General features: G+C 52.5%; 19 protein-coding genes and 1 tRNA gene. 9 read left to right on the forward strand and 11 right to left on the reverse strand.

The annotated features are described in order from the left end of the window. The first annotated feature begins 10 nt into the window (after positions 1-10). The 5 genes from atpF to atpD all read left to right on the forward strand — a co-directional run bounded on the left by atpF (position 11) and on the right by atpD (position 5,487). Positions 11-757: a F0F1 ATP synthase subunit B gene (gene atpF, locus SH302x_RS19935; RefSeq protein ID WP_479364346.1), complete on the forward strand. Its 747-nt coding sequence runs from the start codon at positions 11-13 to the stop codon at positions 755-757. Between the two features lie 5 nt (positions 758-762). After that, positions 763-1,383 carry an ATP synthase F1 subunit delta gene (gene atpH, locus SH302x_RS19940; protein ID WP_479364347.1) on the forward strand — a complete coding sequence of 207 codons (621 nt, stop codon included), beginning with the start codon at positions 763-765 and terminating at the stop codon, positions 1,381-1,383. 79 nt (positions 1,384-1,462) lie between these two features. Beyond that, positions 1,463-2,971: a F0F1 ATP synthase subunit alpha gene (atpA, locus tag SH302x_RS19945; RefSeq protein ID WP_479364348.1), complete on the forward strand. Its 1,509-nt coding sequence runs from the start codon at positions 1,463-1,465 to the stop codon at positions 2,969-2,971. A 107-nt stretch (positions 2,972-3,078) separates the two neighbouring features. Further along, positions 3,079-3,975 carry an ATP synthase F1 subunit gamma gene (atpG, locus tag SH302x_RS19950; protein WP_479364349.1) on the forward strand — a complete coding sequence of 299 codons (897 nt, stop codon included), beginning with the start codon at positions 3,079-3,081 and terminating at the stop codon, positions 3,973-3,975. A 63-nt stretch (positions 3,976-4,038) separates the two neighbouring features. Further along, positions 4,039-5,487 carry a F0F1 ATP synthase subunit beta gene (gene atpD / locus SH302x_RS19955; protein WP_479364350.1) on the forward strand — a complete coding sequence of 483 codons (1,449 nt, stop codon included), beginning with the start codon at positions 4,039-4,041 and terminating at the stop codon, positions 5,485-5,487. Positions 5,488-5,874: 387 nt separating this feature from the next. Here atpD and SH302x_RS19960 read toward each other — a convergent pair whose 3' ends face one another. After that, positions 5,875-6,804 (reverse strand): N-acetylglucosamine-6-phosphate deacetylase, encoded by a 930-nt coding sequence (locus SH302x_RS19960; protein WP_479364352.1) that lies wholly within the window; start codon positions 6,802-6,804, stop codon positions 5,875-5,877. Between the two features lie 35 nt (positions 6,805-6,839). Continuing rightward, positions 6,840-7,580 (reverse strand): glucosamine-6-phosphate deaminase, encoded by a 741-nt coding sequence (locus tag SH302x_RS19965; RefSeq protein ID WP_479364353.1) that lies wholly within the window; start codon positions 7,578-7,580, stop codon positions 6,840-6,842. Positions 7,581-7,747: 167 nt separating this feature from the next. On the opposite strand from SH302x_RS19965, the gene SH302x_RS19970 reads away from it, so the two are divergent. Then, the gene (locus tag SH302x_RS19970) at positions 7,748-9,394 is read left to right on the forward strand and encodes a tetratricopeptide repeat protein (RefSeq protein ID WP_479364355.1); all 1,647 of its coding nucleotides are present in this window, start codon (positions 7,748-7,750) and stop codon (positions 9,392-9,394) included. Between the two features lie 225 nt (positions 9,395-9,619). Here SH302x_RS19970 and tsf read toward each other — a convergent pair whose 3' ends face one another. Beyond that, positions 9,620-10,606: a translation elongation factor Ts gene (tsf, locus tag SH302x_RS19975; RefSeq protein ID WP_479364357.1), complete on the reverse strand. Its 987-nt coding sequence runs from the start codon at positions 10,604-10,606 to the stop codon at positions 9,620-9,622. Between the two features lie 137 nt (positions 10,607-10,743). After that, a complete protein-coding gene (rpsB, locus tag SH302x_RS19980) occupies positions 10,744-11,511 on the reverse strand; it encodes a 30S ribosomal protein S2 (protein WP_479364358.1) in 768 nt (255 codons plus the stop codon). Between the two features lie 306 nt (positions 11,512-11,817). Between rpsB and SH302x_RS19985 the strand changes: the two genes are divergently transcribed. Beyond that, positions 11,818-11,888: transfer RNA gene (locus SH302x_RS19985), tRNA-Gln, on the forward strand. A 168-nt stretch (positions 11,889-12,056) separates the two neighbouring features. Here the strand turns inward: SH302x_RS19985 and SH302x_RS19990 are convergent. The 5 genes from SH302x_RS19990 to SH302x_RS20010 all read right to left on the reverse strand — a co-directional run bounded on the left by SH302x_RS19990 (position 12,057) and on the right by SH302x_RS20010 (position 16,956). Then, positions 12,057-12,209 carry a hypothetical protein gene (locus tag SH302x_RS19990; protein ID WP_479364359.1) on the reverse strand — a complete coding sequence of 51 codons (153 nt, stop codon included), beginning with the start codon at positions 12,207-12,209 and terminating at the stop codon, positions 12,057-12,059. A gap of 29 nt (positions 12,210-12,238) precedes the next feature. After that, positions 12,239-12,505 carry an MBL fold metallo-hydrolase gene (locus SH302x_RS19995; protein ID WP_479364361.1) on the reverse strand — a complete coding sequence of 89 codons (267 nt, stop codon included), beginning with the start codon at positions 12,503-12,505 and terminating at the stop codon, positions 12,239-12,241. A gap of 53 nt (positions 12,506-12,558) precedes the next feature. Then, positions 12,559-14,685: a tetratricopeptide repeat protein gene (locus tag SH302x_RS20000; protein WP_479364363.1), complete on the reverse strand. Its 2,127-nt coding sequence runs from the start codon at positions 14,683-14,685 to the stop codon at positions 12,559-12,561. A 400-nt stretch (positions 14,686-15,085) separates the two neighbouring features. Next, entirely contained in the window at positions 15,086-16,048 is a 963-nt protein-coding gene (locus tag SH302x_RS20005; RefSeq protein WP_479364365.1) for an ABC-2 transporter permease, read from the reverse strand. Further along, on the reverse strand, positions 16,033-16,956 hold the full coding sequence (locus SH302x_RS20010; RefSeq protein ID WP_479364366.1) for an ABC transporter ATP-binding protein: 924 nt from the start codon (positions 16,954-16,956) through the stop codon (positions 16,033-16,035). Before SH302x_RS20010 ends, SH302x_RS20005 begins: the two co-directional genes overlap by 16 nt. A gap of 215 nt (positions 16,957-17,171) precedes the next feature. Here SH302x_RS20010 and polX point away from each other — a divergent pair, with 215 nt between their 5' ends. Next, positions 17,172-18,908: a DNA polymerase/3'-5' exonuclease PolX gene (gene polX, locus SH302x_RS20015; RefSeq protein WP_479364368.1), complete on the forward strand. Its 1,737-nt coding sequence runs from the start codon at positions 17,172-17,174 to the stop codon at positions 18,906-18,908. 168 nt (positions 18,909-19,076) lie between these two features. On the opposite strand, the gene SH302x_RS20020 is transcribed toward polX, so the two are convergent. Both SH302x_RS20020 and SH302x_RS20025 read right to left on the reverse strand, forming a co-directional pair. Next, positions 19,077-20,372, reverse strand: coding sequence for an outer membrane protein assembly factor BamB family protein (locus SH302x_RS20020; RefSeq protein WP_479364370.1), 1,296 nt, complete (start codon positions 20,370-20,372; stop codon positions 19,077-19,079). A 77-nt stretch (positions 20,373-20,449) separates the two neighbouring features. After that, complete coding sequence (locus SH302x_RS20025; RefSeq protein ID WP_479364372.1) at positions 20,450-20,941, reverse strand: DinB family protein; 492 nt, start codon at positions 20,939-20,941, stop codon at positions 20,450-20,452. Between the two features lie 143 nt (positions 20,942-21,084). Here SH302x_RS20025 and SH302x_RS20030 point away from each other — a divergent pair, with 143 nt between their 5' ends. Beyond that, positions 21,085-21,819, forward strand: a complete 735-nt coding sequence (locus tag SH302x_RS20030; RefSeq protein ID WP_479364374.1) for an SDR family oxidoreductase — start codon at positions 21,085-21,087, stop codon at positions 21,817-21,819. Positions 21,820-21,873: the final 54 nt, after the last annotated feature.

Consider the following 21,873-nt stretch of genomic DNA (forward strand, 5'->3'; position numbering starts at 1 on the left):
TGGCGACGGCATGTTGTCTCGAGGATTAGTTTGCTTTGCGTTTAGTATTTTGGCGATTGTGCCGCTGTTGTCGGGCGTTGTTTACGCTCAGGATGGCGCTACACCTGCTGAAATATCCGATCCGTCCGAAGTCGGCGGAGCCTCGGTTTTGTCCTCGCATGATGACGGCGCTGCACCTGGCGCAACGAGCCATCACGACGGTCATAATGACCCTGGTCATCACGGTCATTCGGATCCGACTATTGGCGGCGGCAAAAGCTTGGACAGCCTGATGTCGTTTCAATATGAAAAAGCGATCTGGTCGATCGTTATTTTCTTGTTGATGCTGGCTGGCTTATGGGCGATCGCTTGGAAGCCAATCACTGAAGCGCTCGAGAAACGCGAGCGAGTGATCGCAAACGGGATTGCGGATGCAAAGAACGCTTCGGAGCAAGCGTTGGCGAAGCTGAAGGAGTACGAAGCGAAATTGGCTTCGGCAACTGCGGAAGCTACAGAGATCGTGACGCAGGCTCGCAAGGATGCCGAACGAGCTGGCCAGCGAATTGTGGCTGAGGCCCAAGAGGAAGCGGCTCGGCAACGAGATCGCGCTTTGGCAGATATCGAATCGGCCAAGCAAAATGCTCTGTCGGAAATGGCTGCTCGAAGCACCGACATGGCATTCAGTTTGGCTCGTCGCGTGGTTGGGCGTGAGCTGAACACCAGCGATCACCAACAATTGATCCAAGATGCTGTTAGCAAGCTGCCTTCACGGAACTAATCGAAATGTCGGAAACTCCGCGAATTGAAAATGTTTTTGATGATGCCGAGCAGCACATTGGCCGCGTTTACGCGCAGGCTTTGCTGGACGCGGCTGGAAAGTGGCAAGCGTCGGATCGCGTCGTCGAAGAACTCAATGCGATCGTCGACGAAGTATTCGTAGCCTCACCGCAATTGAAAGTGGTGTTGGAAAATCCTCGCATTGATGGCGCTGAGAAAGTGGCCATGATCGACCGTGTCTTTTCGGGCAAGGTGGATTTGACGCTGCTGAAGTTTCTCAAGGTTTGTGCAACTCGACGTCGGTTAGGTTCCTTGCGCAGTATCGCTCGTGCGGCAACTGAAATGCAAGACGCTGCCGCAGGTCGTTTGCAGGTTCAAGTCACTACGGCCCAGGCATTAGATTCGGTGCAGCTTGGTCAGTTGAAGACGCGTTTGCAATCGGTGCTCGCCGCCGATGTTCGCGTCACGACCAAAGTCGATCCCGATATCCTCGGTGGCTTGATCGTTCGAGTTGGTGACACGCTGTTCGACGCAAGTCTGGATGGACGGCTGAAGCAAATGAAGCGGACGACTCAGCAGAACGCTGAAGCGGCCATTCGATTGCGGGTTGGTGAATTAGCAAGTTAACTTTTGATATATCCCATGATGGTTCCGCCGAGCATATCGGCATCCGAACCGCGTTTTTTGGTAACCTACGAGGCTGATTATGAAATTCAATTCCGATGAAATCGCATCGGTGATTGCTGCGGAAATTGAAAAGTTTGGCGACGAGATCGACGTCCGCGAGGTCGGAACGGTACTCGAAGTTGGGGACGGGATCGCTCGCGTCTACGGCTTGTCAAACGTCATGTCCGGCGAAATGGTCGAATTCCCTAACGGTGCAATCGGCCTGGCCTTCAATTTGGAAGAAAACTCCGTCGGGATCATTATCCTCGGCGACTTCTTGACGATTCACGAAGGCGACGAAGTGCGTGCTCTGGGCAAATTGCTGAGCGTGCCCGTCGGCGATGGTGTCATCGGTCGCGTTCTTGATCCGTTGGGCAACCCGCTGGACGGTAAAGGACCTGTTCACAGCACCGAACAGCGGCCTGTCGAATTCATTGCGGCCGGCGTCGCCGAACGACAACCAGTCCACGAGCCGATGCAGACCGGTATTAAAGCCATCGATGCGATGACACCGATTGGTCGCGGACAACGCGAATTGATTATCGGTGACCGCAAGACGGGCAAGACCGCTGTCGCGATCGACGCGATTTTGAATCAAAAGAACACTGGCGTAAAATGCTTCTATGTCGCCATCGGCCAGAAGGACTCGTCGGTCGCCTTGGTCGTCGATGCATTGCGCAAGAACGGTGCAATGGATTATACGACGGTCATCGTCTCCGGAGCATCTGCCCCCGCGCCGCTGCAGTACTTGGCTCCCTACGCTGGGACGGCCATGGCGGAATACTTTATGTATAACGGCCAACATGCACTGATCGTTTACGATGACTTGAGCAAGCAAGCGGTCGCTTATCGACAATTGAGCTTGCTGATGCGTCGTCCACCAGGACGCGAAGCGTTCCCCGGGGACGTCTTTTACTGCCACAGTCGTCTGCTGGAACGATCTGCGAAACTTTCCAGCGAGTTGGGCGGAGGTTCGCTCACGTCGTTGCCGATTATCGAGACGCTGGAAGGCGAAGTTTCGGCTTACATTCCGACCAACGTGATTTCGATTACCGACGGCCAGATCTACTTGCAACCAGACTTGTTCTTTGCAGGGATTCGTCCGGCAATGAACGCTGGTATCTCGGTCTCTCGCGTGGGTGGTAACGCTCAGATCAAAGCGATGAAGAAGGTCGCCGGCGGTTTACGTCTGGACTTGGCCGCCTTCCGCGAATTGGAAGCGTTCGCTCAGTTGGGTACTGAATTGGACCCCGCGACGCAAGCCAAACTGGACCGCGGATACCGCATGGTCGAACTGCTGAAGCAACAACAGTATCAACCGCTGGATGTCGCTGACCAGATCATTGGTCTGTATGCCGCCACGCGTGGTCACATGGATGACGTGCCAGTTGATAAGGTGCGTGCATTCGAGAGTGGCTTGATGAATCACGTCCGAGACCGCAGCCCACAACTATTGGACAAGATCCGCGAAGTCAAGGATTTGACGACCGAAGTCGAAGATGCGATCAAGTCCGCCATTTCAAGCTTTAAATCCAGTTTCAAGGTGTAATAAAGTCGGCGAACGATCGCCCGCTTTATGACCCACTCATTATCCATTTGACACCGCCAGGCGTCTGACAGCGTCAGGTCCATTCAACAACTTCCGGTTAGTACCCTATGGCCAATATCCGTCAGCTTGATAAACGCCGAAAATCCATTCGCAACATCCGCAAGATCACGCGAACGATGGAACTGATCGCTACTGCTCGGTTCAAAAAAGCGATGGACCGAGCGGCAGCGGCGACGGACTACACCAACCGCATTACGGCGATCGTACGCGATTTGGCGAACAGCGGTACTGAGGTTTCGCATCCGCTGCTCCAAGCCCGCCCGACGGTGAATCGAGCAGCGATGCTCGTGCTGACCAGCAATCGCGGTTTGTGCGGTGGCTACAACGCCAGCGTGCTGCGAGCCGGGTTGCAACGCCGAACGGAGCTTGCATCATCCACGCAATCACTGATTACGGATGTCAGCGGCAAGCGTGGGATTGCTGCGTTGAAGTTTCGCGGAGTGCCCGTGGATAAGACTTATAATCAGTTCGACGACGAGCCTTCTTTTACCGATGTGTCGCAGATCGCCGAAGGTTTCCTCAATCAGTATTTGGCTGGTGAAATCGATCGTTTGGATGTGGTGTATACTCGGTTTGTTTCAATCAGCCGACAAATTGCGACCGTCCAAACTTTACTTCCACTGGCCGACCTTGACACAAACACGGGAGCGGGGCCAGTAGGTGGTGTTGGCGGTTCGACCGCTAGCATTGATTACGAGTTTCTTCCGTCGGCTGAAAGTATCTTGGAAGAAGTGGTACCGGCGAGCTTTAAAGTTCGGTTGTACAAGTGCTTCTTGGACTCCGCTGTATCCGAGCAGATCGCTCGAATGGTGGCCATGAAGTCCGCGACCGAGAACGCAGGCGACATGATCAAACAACTTAGCCGCACGTACAATCGTGCTCGACAATCCAAGATTACGGGCGAAATCATGGAAATCATCGGTGGTGTGGAAGCACTCAACTAATCATCGCCTCGTTCATCCAGCAACCAAAACTCACATCAACCTTAATATTTTTCTTCAGCTACCATGACAACAAACGTCGCAAACAACGTAGGCCGAATTACTCAAGTTATCGGATCGACCTTTGACGCAGAGTTCTCGGAAAACAACTTGCCACCGATTTACAACGCCGTCACGATCAACAGCACCGACCGTGGTGTGACGATCGATTTGGTTGGAGAGATCCAACAGCACTTGGGCGGCGGACGAGTTCGCTGCGTCGCGTTGGGAAGCACAGAAGGTCTGCGTCGTGGTCAGCAATGTATCGATACGGGCAAGCCTGTAAGCGTGCCTGTCGGCCAAGAAACGCTGGGCCGCGTGTTCAACGTTCTGGGCCGTCCCATCGACAATCGCGGTGAAGTCAAAGCGGACGCTTATTGGCCTATCCACCGCCCAGCACCGCCGCTGTCGGAACTTTCCACCAACACCGAAGTGTTCGAAACGGGGATTAAGGTGATTGACCTTTTGACGCCGTTCGTCCGCGGTGGTAAAGCGGGTTTGTTCGGTGGAGCAGGGTTGGGCAAGACCGTTATTCTGCAAGAGTTGATCGCTCGCGTGGCTAGCTCGCACGGTGGTTACTCGGTATTCGCCGGGGTTGGAGAGCGAACTCGCGAAGGCACCGACTTGTGGTTGGAAATGCAGGAAGCAGAAATCGGACAAACAGGCCGTAAGGTTATCGAGCAAACGTGTATGGTGTTCGGTCAAATGAACGAGCCACCAGGGTCTCGTCTTCGCGTTGCATTGTCGGCCCTCACCATGGCCGAATACTTCCGCGACACGACAGGGAAAGATACGCTGATGTTCGTTGACAACATTTTCCGTTTCTCACAAGCAGGTTCGGAAGTGTCCGCGTTGCTCGGTCGTATGCCATCCGCGGTAGGTTATCAACCGACGCTGGCGACTGAAATGGGTGCTTTGCAAGAACGCATCACATCGACCAAGAGTGGGGCGATCACTTCGGTGCAAGCGGTTTACGTTCCTGCGGACGATCCGACGGACCCAGCTCCTGCAACCGCGTTCGGCCAGTTGGACGCGTTCATTTACTTGGAGCGTTCGATTTCGGAGAAGGGTATTTACCCTGCAATCGATCCTCTGGCGTCCAATAGCCGTATTTTGGATCCTCAAATCGTCGGCGATCGCCACTATAACATCGCTCGCCGCGTTCAAACAACGCTTCAACGATACCGTGAATTGCAAGACATCATCGCGATTCTGGGTGTTGATGAATTGAGCGAAGAAGACAAACTGATTGTACATCGGGCTCGTCGTATCGAACGCTTCTTGTCTCAACCGTTCTTGGTTGCGGAAGTGTTCACTGGCAAGCAAGGTGAAATCACAACTCGCGAAGATACCATCCGGTCGTTCGAAGAAATCTGCGACGGCAAGTGGGATCATTTGCCAGAGTCGGCGTTCATGTACGTCGGTGCGATCGAGCAAGCCGAAGAGCAAGCCAAGCGTCAAGCGGCTAAGAAGTAAGCTGAGCCTTCGACGTTGTTTTCGGTTGATAGTCGCACAGCGGTGAACCCGTCGTTTAACCGCGCGGGCATCGCCCCGCGTTTATTGAGTACAGCGGCGACAACGCGGCCCGATGGGCACGCGGTTCAACGAAGACGCTTCAAAAGTCGTAGGCCGGTAACAAGGTCACTGATGCCTCTTGCCGGAACTGCGCAGAGCATCTCGAACAATTGCTACATGAGTTAGTGACATTCATTAATTTTCAGTGACCGAAGTTCCGGCGGCGTAGGCTCTGCTTGTTCCGGCCTACTGGCGTTCTCACGAAAAGAGTGGGCGAAGTGCGGGCACGTAGATCGTGACTGATGGTTTAACGAAGACGCTTTAAACGTCACTTGGCCAGTGAGCTTGTCATGCTCTCTGACCTAATAACTGCAGCGCATTGGTTTGCAACATCTGCTGCAAGCCCGCTTCGTCAAAACAACCTATTCTTCGCAAGTTAAGCTCGCAACGATCAAGCAGCGAGGTTGAACCCACAAAGTGTTGATGCACTGCGTCGCGCGCGACCAACTCCTCGTCGATAACGATGCTGCGTTGCCCCAATCGAAATGTACCTTGGCCTAACCCCGCAGCACTAATCGCATCGCTCACACAGACCGTGCGATCAATCCCAAAATGATGGACCAACGTCGGCAACATCCAAATGGGCAAGTGATGTCCGTCGGGAATGACACCAACATACAGCCCCCGCGGCAAACTCAACATCCGCCACAAAATGTTATCGTGTCGCGGCAGAACCGCTGGGCAAGCATTTCCAAAATGCGTAATCATTTGCAAGCCCTGATCCACGCACGTCAGCAGTTGCTCACGGCTGGCATTCGTGTGCCCGGCGGCCACTACCACATCCTTTCGAACCAAATGCCCGGTCGCTTTACCGCCCGGATCACGCTCAGGAGCCAACGTCAGCAATTTGATCCAGCCGCCACCAGCCTCCAACAATCGATCGACCGCTTCGATTGAACAATCGCAAGCTTCGTCGACAGGATGAGCGCCAATGAAACCCGGTTCACGGGACAAGAAGGGCCCTTCAACATGAATCCCGATACACTTGGCTACGTTCGTATCATCACCGACTGTCGCTTCGATACAGTGCCGCAAAGCTTGTATGCGTGTGACCATGACCTCTATGCTATCGGTAATGATGGTTGCTAAAAAGCTGTGTGTCCCCGCGGCCGATAGCTTGGCAGTCGCCGCCAGCCACGCGTCTAAGGTCAATCCGGGCGAATTGAAGTCGACACCAAAACAACCGTTGACTTGGAGATCGACATAGCGAATCGACATTTGCAACCTTTATACTTGATGGGTATGGAGCTGTTCTACTTCGCTTTGCTCAGCCTGCTGGCGGCAGCCAAGTCACAGAAGATCGTTACCTGCGGATGATTCTGTAGCATACTGGCAGGAACTTCCGGAGTGACTGGCCCTTCGATGCTGCGTTGCAGGGCTACTGATTTACGTTCATCGGGTACAGTACAGATCAAACGCTCGATCTGCATGATCTGGTATACGCTCATGCTGATCGCTTGACTCGGCACATCTTCCAGCGACGCGAACCAGCCCTCGCCAACTTGCTGACGACGGCACGCTTCATCAAGTTCGACGACATGGTACGGGTCTGTCGTAGTAAAATCCGCAGGTGGATCGTTGAATGCCAAGTGAGCATTCTCGCCGATACCGATCAGCGCCAGATCGATGGGGCCAAGGGAAATTGCTTGCGATGCGGCTCGGCAAACGTCGTGTGGATTCAATGTTCCATCAAGAAACGACATAGATCGCAGTGGAACTTGAGACGCAAAACGCTCCTGTAAGTAGCGGCAGAACGAGGCCGGATGCTGGCGACTGATCCCAACGTATTCGTCCAAGTGGAAGGCATCAACGCGCGACCAATCGATACCGGGAGTAGTGGTCAGTTGTTTCAGTACGTCAAACTGGCTGGCCCCAGTCGCTACGACCAATCGTACCGTAGATTGTTGAGCGAGTAGATTGATCAATGTTTGAGCAGCAAGTCGCCCGGCGGCTTGGCCGGCAGCCACGCTGCTCTCAAGTATTTGAAGATCCATGAGTTGGTTATGTATAGGAGGGAGGTTGAGGGCACGGGAGCGTCCATCTTGACCATTCGAACTGCTTTTCGCAAGTACGCTTGCACCGATCGAAAAAACGTCGCCGCGTATCTGATATAATCTTGGCTAGCGTCTTACTCACTGGGCAATGCGATTACGAGGGTTTTATGATGCGTCTTTCCAACCGTCTCGTGCGACAAACGATCTCTGTCGCTGGTGTTTTATGTCTCTGCGTTGTGATGGCCCCCTTAGTACACGCGCAACTATCGCCGCAGATCCAACAGTTGCTCAATCGAGCGTCCGTTAAACAGGAGAAGAAGGATTACTTGGGAGCGATCAAGGAGCTTGACGAAGTGCTGCGGCTGGAACCGCGCCGCGCGATCTTCTATCAACATCGGGCCATGCTTAAGGGCTGGAGCGGCGATCCCAAAGCGGCTATCGAAGATTTCTCTGAAGCGATTCGGCTGGCCCCCAGCAATCCGTCGGCCTACATTGGCCGCGCTATCACACGACGCGCCATTGGTGAGTATGCAACAGCGCTTGCCGACTATGACAAGATCGTGGAGTTGACACCGCAGGACGACAAAGCCTATCGAAATCGAGCTACCGTTAAGCGATATCTAAAAGACGACGCGGGTGCATTAAGCGATCTTGATCGGGCGATCGAACTGGCCCCTCGTGACGCAGAGAACTTCTATGAACGAGGCAAGTTGAGGATCGAGGCGAAGCAATATGCTGCCGCAATTGAAGATCTTAATCAAGCAATCGAATTGGTTTCTGATAATCCAGCCTTCTTTGTCTCGCGGGCAGAAGCGAAAAAGGCGGCAGGCGATGTTGCTGGAGCTGGTGAAGATATGGACAAAGTCCTGGCGCTCAAGCCGACCGATATTCTGGATATGCTGGACCGATCGAAACTGAAACAGAAGCAGGGGGATTTGATCGGGGCGATTGCAGAACTGGACCAAGCCATTGAGCTTGAGCCTCAACGATCGTTTCTGTACAGCACGCGTGGGGACATCAAGGCGGAGCACGGAGACCTGGATGGTGCGCTGCTGGACCATGACATTGCCGTTGATCTATCACCCGAAGATGCGTTCGCACACATTGGCCGAGCAGGGGTCAAGATGAAGCGAAAAGAAGTTGACGCCGCGCTAGAAGATTATTCGATCGCCATTCAGTTGAAACCGATGATGGCGGGCAACTACAACTTTCGAGCAATGGCTAGAGGAAGCAGTGGTGATTATGACGGTGCGATAGCCGACTTTCGAGAAGCGTTGATCATTGATCCTGATAATATGGGCGCACTGACCGGCATCGCCAGCACGCTCATGAGGCAGAAAGACTATGTTAATGGGCTTCAAGCTAACTCCGATATCATCGAGAAGTTGCCTGGATATCCTGCAAGTTATGGTCAACGTGGCGTGTGCAATTTTAATCTCGGCAACTACCAGGCAGCGAAAGCTGACTTTGAGAAGTATCTCGAAGTCGACGAGCATGTGATGCCCTTATTTCAAAACAACTACGCATTGTTGCTGAGCGTCTGCCCCGAGGAATCGATACGCGACGCGGAAAAAGCGTTGATGCTTGTGGAGCATTCGATGGAGCAGACCGGAGAAATACCGTACGCGTTGAGTGTGAAAGCTAGTGCTTTGGCATTACAAGGAAACTTCGACGAAGCGGTTGCACTAATGGAAAGAGCTTTGAATGACGAGCGGTTTTCACGGGATGAAGACATCGATGGGGGAGTGGAAGGCAAAGCACGACTCGCCGCTTGGAAGGAAAAGAAGCTATTGTTTTGCTCGCCCAAAAAATAGCTAATGCCCCCGCCTTTTGGCGGAGTTGATCGTTTTCAGTCCTGCCTCTAGGCGGAGTTGCCTCAAGGTAATAGGCACACTCCGTGTGCTGTAACCTACAGCGTTGCTGTGGACGGCAATTGGAGTGTGCCTTCCACTATCGGTTCCCAAAATAAAAATCTGCAGGGACGCTAAGTGAAGCGGCCTGCAGATCAATCAAAATTTAAGAAGTCTTGTGTCGGCAGCTTAACCAACAGCCACGCGCTTGAACTGCAGAATTTCTGCTTCTGGCGCAAAGCTCTTAATGGCTGCTTCCACCGTCTTGCTATCGTCCACCACAAAGAACTGGCTTAGCAAACACATCTGCTGATCCAACAACGTGTTGTCGGCAACAAATCGATCCAGCTTGCCCGGAACGATCTTGTCCCAAATCTTCTCGGGTTTGCCTTCGGCCTTTAGCTCTTCCTTGATCGCCGCTTCAACACTCGCCATCACCTCTGGTGTCAACTGCAGTCGGCTAACATAAGTCGGGACGTTCTTAATTGGCTTGCCAAGGTTCTCAGCCTTGTTGAGTTCGTTCTCGGCACGAATCTGCGACTGAATCGCTTCGGTTTCCTTAGCCACAAACGCGGCGTCGAATTCTTCTGGACTCATGATCGATGGATTCATCGCAGCGATGTGCATGGCCAACTGACGGAAGAAATCCGACGCACCCGCTTTGCCACCGTCTTTGTACGACAGGACAACGCCAATTTTGCTGCCTGCATGAACGTAAGAGGTTAGCTTGTCGCCAGCGACTGCTTGCATGTCCGACACTTCGATCTTTTCGCCAATCAAGCCCGTTTGCTCGACCAATTTCTCAGCTACTGTGCTGCCTTCGAACGGCAAAGCGAGCAGATCCTCGCGAGAAGCAACCGACTTTTCCAAGCCAAGTTTTGCTAATTTATTCGCCAGCTCGATAAAGCCCTCGTTCTTTGCCACAAAGTCGGTTTCGCAGCTCAATGCCAACAAGAGGCCCTTGTTGCCTTCCGAATTGGTTAAAGCGACAACCACACCCTCATTCGCTTCGCGGTCAGCACGCTTTGCGGCAATCTTCTGGCCTTTTTTGCGAAGGTACTCAAGTGCACCCTCGTAATCTCCGCCCGATTCCTTCAAAGCATCCTTGCAGTCCATCATGCCTGCACCGGTAGCGTTTCGTAAAGCAGCAACGTCTTTGGCTGAAATAGCAGTCATCGTAGTTTTTGATCCTTAGTTGATTTGAGGTTTATATGGATTGTAAAAGCGAATGACCTCTCAGCTTCCCAAGAGGTCTCAAGCGGCCAGAGCATGGTCTGTCGCTGGTTGTTATTTCGATGTCATTGCCGAATCAATTAAGCGACAGTTTCGACTTCTTCTTTTTCGGCCATCGACGAAGCTTCTGCAGCAGCCTTCTTATCCTTCTCCTGGAGAACTGGATTTTCTGCTCGACCGGCCAAGACCGCGTCTGCCAACTGCTTCATAATCACATCGATCGAACGAATACCGTCGTCGTTACCTGGAATTGGCAAATCGATTAACGACGGGTCGCAGTCGGTATCGATCAAAGCGACGGTCGCGATGCCCAACTTGCGAGCTTCTTTCACAGCGTTCTTTTCCTTGTTAGGATCGATCAGGACGATACACTCAGGCATGCGATTCATCGTGCGCAAACCGTTTAGGTTACGATAGATCTTGCGATGCTCACGGGTCAGCGCGGACTGCATCTTCTTGGAGAACGTGTTGATCTCGTCGCTGTTCATAATCTTTTCCAGCTCTTCCAGACGAGCCAAACGATTACGAATCGTGCGGAAGTTCGTCAAAGCGCCACCCAACCAACGCTCACTGACGAAAGGCATACCGCAACGCAGCGCTTCTCGTTCGATCACCTCTGTCGCTTGGCGCTTGGTGCCGACAAACAAAACCAGCGAACCTTGTGCGGCCACTTGATTCAAATACTTCTTGGCTCGCAGAATACCGCGGATTGTCTCGCGGATATCGATAATGTGGATCAGATTTTTGCGTCCGTAGATATACGGAGCCATCTTTGGATTCCAACGACTGACGCGGTGGCCAAAATGCGCACCGGCTTCAATCAATTTTTGAACTAGCTCGTTCGACATGAATAAACCTTTCGATTGTCTCGTCCCAGCAAGGCGCATACTTGAACCAGCAAGTACAGGAAAACCTTCGGCCTGCGACCGGAAAAATCCGGGCTTGCAGCTGAGAAGAAAAAGAGGAAATGCAATGGGCGAAGCGAATTGTGGAACCTTTCCACGCCGCTCACCAATTTGGAAGCGTAAAACGATACCCATTTACCGTGCCAGCCGCAACCACAAACGCTATCTTTCGGTCCTGAATTCTATCGAAATTGAGCCAAAAATGCTGTTGTATCGTAACAATATCTGCGGTACATTCTCCGTCACGTTTGCCCCGTGGTGTAATGGCAGCACAACAGATTTTGATTCTGTTTGTCTAGGTTCGAGTCCTAGCGGGGTAATTTCGTTTGATTTCAAACTCGTCTGGACGCGATACTGACGGTTCTCTTAACCGGTCTTTCTTTCCAAAATCGCAACCGTTTCTTCACAAATTACCGCTAGCGACAATTCGTGTTTGTCGAATGTTGATTGCTGGTAACGCGCGGCCTTCAAGCCATTTTCGCGACTTTTTAACGCCCCACACCACTCGCATTACCAACGCTTGCTCGCAATGCACGCTGAGAATCTTGGAAACTAAGCCAGCTACCCATCGTCCAACGGTCGCTTTGAGCGATGACGATTCCGCCAAGCAGCGACGCGGTGGTGGGCCAGCGGTCCACCATGCCCTACGTATAACCTGCCAGTTGTCCGTTCAAGAATTCGGTCCAAACTGGCCATCGATTGAACAAGATTGTCGGCAAAGTAATGATAGTTCGGTCGCCGCTGTACTACCTATATGGTCCGAGTGAACAGGCGTGTGAAGGATCAATGCGAGATCAGAAGTTTCAACGCGGTGTTTGCGGAGCTGCATACGAATCGATTCGGCCTCTTTAGGCGATCCTGTATCGACCAGTATCGGGCGATCGCCGACAAGCAAAAATGCATTGGAGAGTCGAAGCCGTAGATGGTGAATCTTCACGTCGATTGGAGTGTCATCAAAGTTCCCGTGGCAGCCTGAGTCATTACGCTATGCTAATTCTTCGTAGGACGCAACATAAACTTGCCGTAGGATCCTGGGCTTTCGATCGTGACTGTTACTCCCGCATAACCTATGCTTCCGATAGTTGTTCGATCGTTTGGACTCGTCCGGTAGCTTATCTGATAGTAATCCAAGCCATCACGATGCCGAAGGTACTGTAAAGTATAGGTGATCTCGCGTTCCGTCCCCTCGTGCACCACGCTTGAAATAGTAGCCACGGTGTCATCGCCTAGCGTCAGTATGTGCTCGGTGCCATCGCTCGCGACGTAAACCAACTCGCCGCGGTGTCGCTTGGTCGTATGAGGCCAGCCCGCTGGCGACATTTCAGCGAGAGCTTCGAACGTTGATTCAGGCTGCGTCTTTGGCTTCGGTGCTGCTGACTTTACGGCCGTGGCTTTATGGTCGCGAGCGTCGGGGTGGCAGTAACAACTGGCAATCGGTTTTACATCTGCATTCGACCATGCTTTTTGAACTTGCAGTTCCAACGCGGCGCTTTCTTGCGACTTGTTTTGTTTGGTCAATGATTGCTGCAAGCCCAAGAGCGCCCACGCGTTGTTTGGATGCCGCAACAAATCTTCGCGATAAACACCTTCTGCTTCCTGCGCTTGTCCATCGGCCAATAGCAATGCTCCGAGTGCGTGTCGTACTGGTTGCATCCATCCGGGCGGTTCGTCATAGCTCAGTTGGTCTTCCAACGCTACGGCTTGGCGTAACAATTGAAACGCATGCTCGCTGCTGCCCTGGCGGTAAGCGAGCTCTCCTTCCGCCATGATGCGAGCGATTTCGATGACGTCGCTGGCGAGGTTATTGCCCATTCTCCATTGGTCATCGAAGCCTTCGGAAACCTGTTGCAGTTGCTGGATCTCTGATCGAGCGTTGGTCGTTTCGCCCAAGGCAGAAAAAGCGAGTGAACGAGCGAAGTGACGCTCAGCGCGGCTGAATAGTCGCCATGAAGGCGGTTCCGGTTCTGCGAGGATTTCTTTCCATCGACCAAAACGGATCAGCACATGCAGAGCGGTGGGCATAAAGCCATCAGCAATTTGCACATGCTTTTCTAGAAAGTCCGCGGGCACCAAGTGTTCGATTTTTCGAGCTGCTTCCAACGCTTCTTCGCACCGACCTTGCATCATGGCCGCATACGCCAGAAAGTGTATATTGTGTAGAAAGTAGACGCTGTAAAAATCAGGTTTGGGAGCTACGGCAAGATACGCTTCATCGACTTGAATCGCTTTCCGGTTCGCCGCTGCTGCATCTTCATAGCGTCCTGTCCTAATGAAAATATGCGACGGCATATGCACCAGATGCCCTGATCCTGGAACCAAATCCTGAAGCCGCTCGGCCGCTGCAGTTCCCCGCTCCGGCCAGGGAGACGCTTCAATTGCGTGGATATAAAAATGATTGGCCCCCGGATGGTCTGGCGAATGCTTTAAGGTATGTTCCAAGGCGGCCAGGATCTCAATCACACGCCCTTTAGGTGCCGCATCACCGGTCCATAAGTCCCATGGTTGCAGAGTCATCAATGATTCGGCGAACAACGTTCCGACGTCTGGATCGTTGGGGAACTGGTGAAACGCAACTTCCATCGCATCCGCGTAACGCTGGTCCAACGAAGTGCGATCATCAGGAACCGGCATCGCATATCTTTCGCTGACCGCGCGAACCAACGCGTATTCAACGGGTGTTTCGTTATCCAAAGCAGATACGGCCAACTGAGCGGCTTGGTGAGCGAGCCGACTTTGCTCGGCAGCCATGACTGGATTGTTAATATGCAGCCCACGCGCATATGCCGACCCCCACCAAGCCATGGCACACGATGGATCAAGCTCTGCCGCTTTCTCAAATGACCGTATCGCCTCATCATGATTGTAGCCGTACAACAGAAGCAATCCCTGATTAAACCACTGCTGGGCTTCCGCGGAATCCGTTGTAATGGTCCGTGTGTAGCCATCCAAACCCGCATATCTAGCGGCCAGTTGAGCGGGGCCAGCATCCGCCCGCTCGGCAATTGCAGTTGGCTCTGTTTGGGCAAGCGCCGTTTGGCCTGCATTCTGAAAAACGAAGCTTAGGCATGTCCAACAAGCTAGCCAGCCAAGCAGCATAGGAGGAAGCAATCTGACCATTGGTAGCTCCAAGTTCGAGGTGAGATTTCCATTGCCGATCTTTTGCGTCAGTTGGTCGCAATGGATTTCGCAATGGATGTTGCCGAAGAAACCTTGGTTCGCCAGCGGAAGTGCAAATCAACAACCGCTGCTGTGTGGGATGTTACGAATTTCCGCGATCAACAAAACTCCAAAACACCAGGAACATCATGCGGTTTCCCGAGCTCCCCTTGATCGAGTTTCACTTGGTTTCGAAGTGGATCGCGTTTGATTCGCAGACGAAACGGGGCAGACGTCGTTTAACCACATACCCTTCTACGGCGAGGCAAAATCCCAACAAAAGCGACTCGCCTTCAAGTAGTTAGCTCCGGTTTTAAAACACGTTCTTCGCAAATTTGGATGATGATTGCTGAGGCCCAAACTACAAGGGCGCGGGTAGGTCGCGTCGACGGAATCGCCAGATCGCGGCGGCATACGCCACAAACCCTAAACTTAAAAGGACCAAGCTGTATCCCAATGGTCCCAGCCGAAAACTAGTAGTGCTGGTCGCCGGTATCCAAAGCGCTGTGGGACGAACGCCTAAACCTGCCACCGCGTGAACCATCCAGTCGGGTTGATATGCAGCTAGGAAACTAAAGGGGATTAAGAAACTGGTCTGTGGCGTCGATTTGCCTAGCACCAGCAAAAGCGCCTGCAAGATATAAATGCCAACGACGATACCAATGGTCCGCCAACGATACTGATCCCACGCACTGACCAATACCGAAAGCGCCAATACAAAGAAGCCCAACGCAAATAGATTCAAAGTTGGCGCAAGAAAGTATTCGATCTTAACGAGTTCTGACAAAGGCAACATTTGCTTGACCGGTTCTGACCAGAACGGAGTTACCGATACTCCCATGATCATGATCGGTTCAGGATACGATGAAACTAATGTCGAGTTGGTGTAGATGCCGCCAATAATCCCAAGCAAGCTTGCAAGACACAGGATGGCCAATCCCATTACGCTGACCAATCCATGGGCAAAGATCAAATGTGAGCGTGCAATGGGCTGAGCAAGCAACATTTCCAGCGTACCACGATTCAACTCACCACTGACCACATCCGACCCCCGACTGATACTCCACGTCAATATGCACAGCAGCAAAATCGGTTCGGCAAATGAAAGCCCGATCACTCCCTCGTACGTCAAGAACTGCTCCAGCGGTACGGGTGAAAATTTCTCGAACATCTTCATCTGCTCAAGCAAAGGCTGAAATCCGCTGAGCTCAAATTGTGCAACAGTCCAGATGCGAACCCAAGTGAACATCAGCAGTATACTTGCCGAACAAACCAACAGCAGCCAAGCGTCGTTGGTGTACTTTTTAACTAAGATGCGGAACACGTTTCGTAGATAGTCCTTAGACCTAAAGGTTCGATATGCTTGATTGAAAGGCCCTGCTCAGCTAGATAGCGTAAGGCTTCGTCCAGGGAAACATCTGTCGTTGAAACGTCGATCGTACAACCTTCGTTCCGTCCGGTTGCTGCATTCGTCATGGCGGTGTTGACCGTCATTCCACGAGGCAGTGGAGTGTTCAAGCTCGATGAAAGGCGGTCAGGACTGCCAGCGGTAGCGACTTGATAAGTAGCTTTCATCGATTGAATGTTGACTTCATGAACAACGCGGCCTGCTTTGATAACCGCAGCCCGATCGCATAACTGCTCGATCTCATCTAACAAATGGGATGACAAGACGATCGTAGAGCCTACCGCATGGGCTTCTTTAATCAACTGCACGACAACACCGCGGACGGTCGGATCGAGATTGGCGGTAGGTTCATCCAGGATGATCAGCCGACTGCGAATCCCTAAGACGCAAGCGATCGCAAGTTTCTGACGCATGCCGGTCGACATGAATCCGACTAAACGACTCGTGTCCAATTTCAAGCGTTCCGCAATCGAGACGGCGATATCCAGATTTCCATGCGGATGCAGATCACTGAATAACTTCAGCACTGCGGAACCTCGCATCATGCGAAACAGTTTCGCTTCTGCGGGCAAGTAAGCTATTAGCGATCGTACCGCTTTAGAATCTAATTCAATCGGTTGCCCGAAGATTGACGCACTTCCGCTTGTTGCCCTGATATAACCCAGTAAAGTTCTCAGCAACGTTGTCTTGCCCGCTCCATTGGGGCCCAGTAAACCGAAGAGAGAACCTTCGGGGATGCTGAGTGTTAAATGGTCGAGTGCTTTGAATTCCCCAAACGTCTTCACGAGTCGTTGGACATCAATTGCCGGAAAACCTTTTTGCATACAAGTGGTTCAATTTTACGAGTTTAACGATCAATCAAGTTTTGTAGCAATAGTTACAGATATTGTTGCATTCGTGCAGCCCACCGACCCCGTGGATTGCACTGGACCATGTATCTTATGGGTACATCGTGACGACGGACCGACAAAAACCACTCCGCACGACCGTTTGTTCGTCGCACGTTGTTTAGCCGCCCTACCACTTTCAACTGACTTCAATGGATTTTAGCAACACTTCAATAGCCCAACTTTTTGACGAAATCGCCGATTGGCTCGAGATCCAAGGCGAAAATGCCTTTCGAGTTCGAGCTTACCGAAACGCTGCGGAAAACATTCGCGAATTGTCTACGTCGCTCAAAGGCATGGTGGATCGCGGCGAGGACATCGCGGAACTAAAGGGTATTGGAACGGCAATCGCTGACAAGACAAGGGAATTGGTTGCGACAGGAAAAATCCAGTTCTTAGAAGAATTACGAGAAAAGTATCCCGTTTCGCTGCTGTCTCTGATGAACGTTCCCGGGCTGGGAGCCAAGAAAGTCGGTTTCCTGTTTACCGAGTTGGGCATCCGAGATTTAGAATCGCTGCGATTGGCCGCCGAACAAGGTCGCATTCGAATGTTGCGCGGCTTCGGGGAAAAGACCGAAAAAGCCATCTTGCATGGGATCACCATCGCCGCTTCCGCCGCTCAGCGGATGCGAATCGACGACGCCAGTCAACTGATCGAACAACTGCGAGCCTACCTGCAACATTGTCCAGAGATCTCCAAATTTGAGTTTGCTGGCAGCTATCGCCGCAGTCGTGAAACGGTGGGCGACATCGATATCTTGGCTGTTTCACAAAACCCCGACGCGGTCATGAAGTACTTTGCCGAATTCCCCGCTGTCAGCGAAGTCCTCGTCAGTGGCGATACCAAAACGAGCGTACGACTAGCTCAAGCCTTTCAAGCCGATCTCCGCGTGGTCGATCAAGCGTCCTGGGGCGCAGCGCTGCAGTACTTTACCGGCTCACAAAATCATAACATCAAAGTTCGCCAAATCGCGAAAGACCGCGGCTATAAGCTCAACGAATATGGATTGATCCCCAACGAAGATGCCGATGCGGCCACTGTCGACTCATCGTCCGAAGAAGCAATCTATACCGCATTGGGCTTGCCTTGGATTGCTCCTGAGTTTCGGGAAAATCGTTTCGAGTTCAATGACAATTTCGCTGACAGGTCGCAGTCTATCATCCAGTTGTCTGACATCTGCGCCGATCTGCATATGCATACCACCGCGACCGATGGTACCGAATCAATCGAAGTGATGGCGCAAGCCTGCAAGCGAAAGGGCTACACTTATTTGGCCATCACCGATCACAGCCGCCGTGTTTCCATGGCGCGAGGCCTCACGCCCACCCGAGCCCTTGAGCAGTGGGCACAAATCGACGAAATCAATGCCTCGCAATCCCTTGGAATTTACATCCTGAAAGGTATTGAGTGCGACATTTTGGAAGACGGCACCATGGACTTGCCGGATGATGTTTTAAAACAAGCCGACTGGGTGCTGGCCAGCGTGCATTATGGCCAACGGCAACCGCGTGAGCAGATTACCGAGCGGATCTTGAATGCGATAAAGAATCCCTATGTACATGCAATCGCTCATCCTACCGGCAGACTGATTGGTCAGCGCGATCCATACGAAGTCGATTTGGAAGCGGTCATCCAAGCGGCAAGAGATTATGGCAAAGCGCTCGAGATCAACTCGAATCCGCATCGTTTGGACTTGAGCGATGTGCATGCCATGTCTGCGACTGCGGCCGGAGTTTCAATCACGATCAACACCGATGCCCATTCGCTATCGAATTTGGAGCTCATGCATTTTGGAGTGATGCAAGCTCGTCGCGCAGGCATTGCGAAAGATCAAGTGATCAATACTTGGTCGCTTGATCGCTTTTTGGAGTTCACACGCCGTCGTTAAGTTTGCAGGCCGATTCACCCCGTGAACCCGCAGCGTTTCGTTTAACCGCGTGCCCATCGGGCCGCGTTGTCACTGAGTTGCACTCAACAAACGCGGGGCGATGCCCAACGCGGTTAAACCAAGTTACCCATTCCGCCTGAAGGCGGGACTACGAACAACCGCAAGTGACTAGCGCCCAATCACCCACAATTGTTCGTCGGTGCGAATCAGCAACTTGTCTGCAGTAGCAGCCAGCGTCGCACGCGAACTCTGCTCCAAATCAATCGACCCAACCTGCTCCAACTTATCATCAGCCGTCAAGATACTGACAACTCCATCATGCGAGATATTCGCCAGCTTGTCGCCCAGCACCACCGGCGACGATGAATAACTGCCGCCAACGCGCTTGCTCGATAAAGTCTCGCCGGTATACACGTCGACACTGCTCACGATGCCATTGTCAGACCAAATAAAGAGCTTGTCGTTGTGTATCAATGGACTAGGAACATAGCTAGCCGCCTTCTCAATCCGAAATCGCTCTTGGCCCGTCTTGCGGTCAAGGGCTACCACAATGTTACCGCCTCCCCCGGAACCTTCCGATGCAACCACGATTTCATCATTGAACGCACAGGAGCAACAGACTCGCTTGCCGAACGGCAGCTTGTCGAACAATAGCTCGCCACTGGCTACGTCCAACGCAAAAAAACCATTCGAGGAGTTCGCATTGAGCAACGCTTGTTTGCCACCCACGTCCGCCACGCAGGGCACTCCATAACAGACCACTGCTGGTTCAAGCTCTTTCTGCCAGACGATTTCTCCACTTGCAGCATTCAAGGCCACCATGCGATCTGTCCCTGGGGCAACCCCCGGTGGGAGATCGCGAGCGTCTTGGCTGTTGAACACAACAACCAAATCACCAACTCGCATCGGTGAGCTGCCAAAACCATGCTGCGAGACAAACGTCCCCAGATCGCGTGACCACAGTTTATCGCCCTGATGACTCAACGCTTCCACCACCAACGACTGAGGCGAGCCCCAAACATTGTAGACAGCTTTTTCATCCACGCATGGGGTGCTGGAAGCGAACGAACTGTACTTGTGGATGCTGTAAATCGGAAATGCGGAATCATTCTGCCATCGGATCTTGCCGCTCGCCAAATCGATCGCTACCAACGAACGGATACCGCTTTCGCCGTTGGCTGTTTGCAAATAAGCAACGTTGTTCCATATCACTGGCGACCCATTTCCTGTGCCAGGCAAATCGATGCGGTGCAGGACCTGTTCCGCGGTCCAAGGCAGCGGACCATGAAAGCTTTCGAGAACGCCTGTCCCATTCGGACCGCGAAATCGAGTCCACGGATTGTCGACAGACTCTTGGGCGGCGACGCGCGTGGTCACCAATGTCTCAATACTTGGAAGCAGGACACATGACATCGCCACGACCGCTGGAATGACGAATGTTCGATAGAGTTCAAGAAATTGCATGGCAGGAATTTTGTCAGTGAGGACCGAAGTAGGAGGGTAAGGCTTTTAATGTAATTCAAAACGCCCGGCAAATGCAGCTAGATCACCACCGGCTTATTCAATTTTCTCCGAAGCGGCACAATTTGGCCAGCGTGCATCAGTGGATGTGTGGCCATCAACACAAACACCTCGCCGACCGTGGGAAACATACTGCGCAGGTTTTCTGGAGAGGGAGCATCGAGAGCGTCGTCAGTCATCTTGTGAAGCTCTGCTACCACCGCAGCGTTTACGGCATCAAATAACTTCAAGTATTCTTCGACCGTGTGATAAGCGGCGGGGGCGTCTTGCTGCGTATTTTGCATGCCATGGTTAGCGACAAAGTCCTCGGTCATTTCTGGTGCAGTCCCTGGCACGATGCTGTTGAGTAAAGAGGCTTGGGAGCTAATCAAATGTCCCAATTGCCAAGCGATATGGTTGCAGCCTTCGCCAGGACGCTGCAATAGCTCCTCTTTCGAAAAATCGGATACATATGATCGCAGCACGAGCATGCTGGTATTCAAAGTGGCACTTATTGCTGCGCGGGAGTCCATGGGCTAACCTTTTCAAAAAATTGACTACAATCTAACGTTGCCTCACAGGATAACAGATTCTGTTGGCTCTGATTTCGTACCAAGCGATTTCCAGACGCTTGATTTTTACAAACGCTTCCTTTCTCTCACATTGATCGTATTTTATGTCACGACTTGCAAACGCTTCGGTCATCATTACCGGCGGCGCTACAGGAATTGGTTTTGGTATCGCAAAAGCTATGTTACAAGAAGGCGCCACCGTCGCGATCGGCTCGCGGCGGCCTGACGCGGTCGCAAAAGCTGTCGAGCAGCTTGCAGAATTTGGCAAAGCGACTGGACACCCGATCGACGTCTCTGACCGATCCAGCGTGCAGACTTTCTTCCAATGGGCTCAAGCCACCATGCCCCCGACCACAATCTTGGTTCAAGCCGCTGGAATCAATATCCGCGACCGAACCATGCAAGCCATGACGCCAGAAGACTGGGACAAAGTCATGGGGATCAATGCTACCGGTGCCTATAACTGCATGCACGCCGTGTTGCCTGCGATGTTGCAGGCCAAACAAGGTTTGATCGTGAACGTTTCCAGTGTTGCAGGCAAGCGAGCGATCACCCTAGGTGGGATTGCCTATTGCGCTAGCAAGTTCGCGTTGACTGCGCTAGGGACGGCCGCTGGCAATGAACTGTGCGAGCACGGTATTCGCGTCACGAATGTTTATCCCGGAGAAGTAAACACGCCAATATTGGACCAACGTCCGGTGCCCGTGAGTGCAGAACACAAAGCTCGAATCTTGCAACCCGAAGACGTCGCAGCTATGGTGCTTGCGATCGCGTTGTTACCACCTCAAGCGCATGTGCCTGAGCTGGTGATCAAACCTCTGACGCAGCAGTTCTGCTAGCAGCCAGAAGTGCGCGTCATACGGTTCAACCCACATACCGTCTCGGGTGACTTT

This window comes from Njordella calcicola, from assembly GCF_056494125.1.

Coding starts and splice junctions, on each gene's coding strand:
- atpF (WP_479364346.1), top strand. CDS start 11: ATGTTGTCTCGAGGATTAGTTTGCTTTGCGTTTAGTATTTTGGCGATT.
- atpH (WP_479364347.1), top strand. CDS start 763: ATGTCGGAAACTCCGCGAATTGAAAATGTTTTTGATGATGCCGAGCAG.
- atpA (WP_479364348.1), top strand. CDS start 1,463: ATGAAATTCAATTCCGATGAAATCGCATCGGTGATTGCTGCGGAAATT.
- atpG (WP_479364349.1), top strand. CDS start 3,079: ATGGCCAATATCCGTCAGCTTGATAAACGCCGAAAATCCATTCGCAAC.
- atpD (WP_479364350.1), top strand. CDS start 4,039: ATGACAACAAACGTCGCAAACAACGTAGGCCGAATTACTCAAGTTATC.
- SH302x_RS19960 (WP_479364352.1), bottom strand. CDS start 6,804: ATGTCGATTCGCTATGTCGATCTCCAAGTCAACGGTTGTTTTGGTGTC.
- SH302x_RS19965 (WP_479364353.1), bottom strand. CDS start 7,580: ATGGATCTTCAAATACTTGAGAGCAGCGTGGCTGCCGGCCAAGCCGCC.
- SH302x_RS19970 (WP_479364355.1), top strand. CDS start 7,748: ATGATGCGTCTTTCCAACCGTCTCGTGCGACAAACGATCTCTGTCGCT.
- tsf (WP_479364357.1), bottom strand. CDS start 10,606: ATGACTGCTATTTCAGCCAAAGACGTTGCTGCTTTACGAAACGCTACC.
- rpsB (WP_479364358.1), bottom strand. CDS start 11,511: ATGTCGAACGAGCTAGTTCAAAAATTGATTGAAGCCGGTGCGCATTTT.
- SH302x_RS19990 (WP_479364359.1), bottom strand. CDS start 12,209: ATGGTGGACCGCTGGCCCACCACCGCGTCGCTGCTTGGCGGAATCGTC.
- SH302x_RS20000 (WP_479364363.1), bottom strand. CDS start 14,685: ATGGTCAGATTGCTTCCTCCTATGCTGCTTGGCTGGCTAGCTTGTTGG.
- SH302x_RS20010 (WP_479364366.1), bottom strand. CDS start 16,956: ATGCAAAAAGGTTTTCCGGCAATTGATGTCCAACGACTCGTGAAGACG.
- polX (WP_479364368.1), top strand. CDS start 17,172: ATGGATTTTAGCAACACTTCAATAGCCCAACTTTTTGACGAAATCGCC.
- SH302x_RS20020 (WP_479364370.1), bottom strand. CDS start 20,372: ATGCAATTTCTTGAACTCTATCGAACATTCGTCATTCCAGCGGTCGTG.
- SH302x_RS20025 (WP_479364372.1), bottom strand. CDS start 20,941: ATGGACTCCCGCGCAGCAATAAGTGCCACTTTGAATACCAGCATGCTC.
- SH302x_RS20030 (WP_479364374.1), top strand. CDS start 21,085: ATGTCACGACTTGCAAACGCTTCGGTCATCATTACCGGCGGCGCTACA.